This is a genomic window from Vibrio sp. V19_P1S1T109 (assembly GCF_002241375.1).
Taxonomy (GTDB): domain Bacteria; phylum Pseudomonadota; class Gammaproteobacteria; order Enterobacterales; family Vibrionaceae; genus Vibrio; species Vibrio anguillarum.
The window spans coordinates 1-2,967 of the sequence record NZ_NDIM01000355.1 but is presented as its reverse complement, the minus strand read 5'-3'; the positions used below and the strand labels follow the sequence as shown (position 1 = coordinate 2,967).

3 protein-coding genes are annotated in these 2,967 nt (G+C 43.9%); 1 reads left to right on the top strand and 2 read right to left on the bottom strand.

Translation table 11 applies throughout. The features are described from left to right. Positions 1 to 117 precede the first annotated feature (117 nt). Positions 118 to 996: a LysR family transcriptional regulator gene (locus B9J87_RS16630; RefSeq protein ID WP_010319645.1), complete on the bottom strand. Its 879-nt coding sequence runs from the start codon at positions 994 to 996 to the stop codon at positions 118 to 120. A gap of 213 nt (positions 997 to 1,209) precedes the next feature. Between B9J87_RS16630 and B9J87_RS16625 the strand changes: the two genes are divergently transcribed. After that, positions 1,210 to 1,791 carry a class I SAM-dependent DNA methyltransferase gene (locus B9J87_RS16625; protein WP_049785471.1) on the top strand — a complete coding sequence of 194 codons (582 nt, stop codon included), beginning with the start codon at positions 1,210 to 1,212 and terminating at the stop codon, positions 1,789 to 1,791. Between the two features lie 287 nt (positions 1,792 to 2,078). Here B9J87_RS16625 and B9J87_RS16620 read toward each other — a convergent pair. Then, the coding region (locus B9J87_RS16620; protein WP_141201592.1) for a LysR family transcriptional regulator at positions 2,079 to 2,967 on the bottom strand (889 nt) is incomplete at its 5' end.

Below are 2,967 nucleotides of genomic sequence, written 5' to 3'. Positions count from 1 at the left end.
TATTTTTAATTAAAACAATTGGTTATGAGTTTATTTGCCTGTCAGGATAATTGACGCTGACTGTCTTCGCTTTAGATTGTTTGAAATGTGGGCATCTTGGAAACTAAACAACGAAAATTAAAAATCAAACAAATAGTCACGCAACTTATCGGCTAACCAGTTCATGCCAGGGTGTTCGGCCATGCCCGTGGCCGTAAACATGCAGTAATCTTCTTGAGTGAGACCGTAGGTGTGCTTAATCACCGTTAGCTTTTGTTCACGTAGGAAGTGGCGAATTAAAGGTTCTGGCAATACGCCCCATGCATTCTCAGTCAAGATGGTATTGAGCATGTAATCGAAACTGGAGAAGCCAATGTAGCGACGAGAGAAAGGTTGTAATTCGGGGTTATCTTTTTCGTTTAAATAGACCATCACGGCTTGCATTGCTCTGCGCAGTTCTTCGTCGGTGACTCGCGAAATTTTAGTTAGCGGGTGGTCACTTTTGCACACCGACATCATCCGGATTTTACCCAAAGGTTGATAAGTGATCCGCGGGTCGTTGATTCTTTCGTAATCGACGCCAAAAGCAAAATCGACTTGATGAGTGGCAATCAAGTTGGCTAAGTCGCCGCTTGAAGCCAATACAAGGTTAAACGAGGTCGCGGGAAAACGGTTATTCAGCTGGTGTGCAAAATCTTGCCACAAGGCATCAGGAAGAGAATCATCACGGGCAATCCACATCTCGGCGTTGAAGCCCCGTGATATTTGCGTACAGGTGTGTTTTATACGTGCAATGGTCACCAAAACACTTTCACAATCTTTATAAATTGCTTTCCCCGCTTCAGATAAGGTCAGGTTGTTGCCGGTGCGCACAAAAAGAGCGGTATCGAGCTCTTTCTCCAACGCTTTAATCGCCATACTGAGTTTGGTTCGGTTACATTCTAATTGTCGCGCCGCTTCGGAGACTGAGCCCGTGTCCGCGACAGAGAAAAATGCTTCAATTTGAGAAAGGTTCATAACGTTCTCTAAGGCACAATAATGGGTTGATCATAAACAATTTTAGTACCACTGCCTATCTGATGTTCTTCTACCAACTGACGGTTTTCTCGCCAATCAAAGCCAGTTCATCATTTCTTAGTCAAGATTGAGCTGTAACTCTATGAACGTAACACAGTTTTGGTTTATTCTTGGGAAAATTTCCCCAATACAAGAAGTAACACGGAGGCCATGATGGCGAACGAATGGGATGAGTGTGCGGCTCAGTGGGAGCAGGACGAATCCACAACGCTTTTTGCTCAAAATGTGTTTCAGCAATTGCAGAAACGGGTCACTCTCGAAGGTAAACATGTTCTTGATTTCGGGTGTGGTACGGGTTTGCTGAGCCAAATGATGTCTCGCCATGCCAGAGATATTGTCGCGCTAGATGGCTCTGAGGCCATGATTGAAGAGTTGGATAAAAAAGAGTTGGTCAACGTTGAACCCGTGGTGGATTTTCTGACCCGTGGTCTAGTCGCGCAACATCCGGCCTTTCGCAAACAATTCGATCTTGTTGTGGCGTCATCTGTGTGCGCGTTTGTGCCGAATCTTAATGAAGTATTTACCATCATTCATTCTCTATTAGATGAGCATGGCGTTTTTATTCATTGGGACTGGTTGGTTGAAGAAGATGATCCTGACTATGGCCTTAGCCAAAACCAAATTGAGACACAACTGAAAAGCGCAGGTTTTAGCCAAGTGGAAACCGCAGTTGCGTTCGAGATTAAAAATTCAAAAGGTCTAGCGCCAGTAGTGATGGGCATTGGTAGGAAATAACATTATAAAGTCGATGGTTTTCCAGATTGAGAATGGCTTATTTACATTATTTCACTGTTCCATAATGACCAACTTGCGTAAGCTCTAGCTTGTTGATAAGTGTCATGATAGTCACTCCACAGAAGACTATAAGGCATTGATCACGAATAATTCTGTTTGTTGACTGATAACTCATGGCTAGGGTTAAGCAAAAATAAAAGTACATCAGAAGATAAATAAAGAAGGCCAGCGCAAAATAGTGCTGGCCTTCTTTATTTTAAGCATTGAGCTAAATTTTCAATGTTGATTCACAAATATCTGTGTGGTTTTTTGAGCTGATCACACAACCATTTCAAAGCTTGGTCGTTCATACTGGGCTTATTCCACACTAAGCTGTAAGCCACTTTCCCATAATTGAAAGGTAACGGTTTGATGAGCAACTCCCTAGCTTGCATCGCTTGTTCCGCCCAGCGTTTGGAGCAAGTAAAGAGTGAGTCAGTATGCTTGCATAAGATGGCGGCCGCACCAAAGTCAGCAACAACAACCGGAACATGACGAGCTCGATGAGATTGAGCTAAATTCTGTTCAAAAAAAGGTTCAGCCAGCTCTTTGTCCATGATGCCGATATGCGATTGAGCAAGGTAGTGATCGATAGTGAGTACTTCATTGGCTAAAGCATGATCACTACGCATTAAGCAGACCATTTCATCGTGAGCAATCACTTCCCACACGAGTTCTTTATCTCGCGTTGGGGGCTGGCTGATATCGTGTGGCAAAATGACGAAATCAATCAGCCCGCTTTGCAGGGCATCGAAGCCATAGTGATCTTTCGAGTAGATAGTAAAGGAAGCTTGCGGTGCATGATTTTTTATTACGTTTGTCAAAATAGGAGCAAACAACTCAAAGGCACTTTCTCGCATCGCAAGGCGGTATTTTCCCTGATAATGTTGAGGTTCGAAATTTGAGTGATGCAGCAATCCATTCATGCTAGAGAGGATTGAATGGACAGTGGGGCCCATTTGTAGCGCGAAAGGGGTAGGTATCAAATGTGTACCGTCACGATAAAATAGTTCATCTTCCAAGAGAATGCGCAATTGCGACAAGTTTTTACTGATGCTTGAAGGGCTAATGCAGAGCTGGGCTGCTGTCTGCGTGACGCTGCGGGTACTGAGCATGACGTGTAGCGCTGTTAAGTGT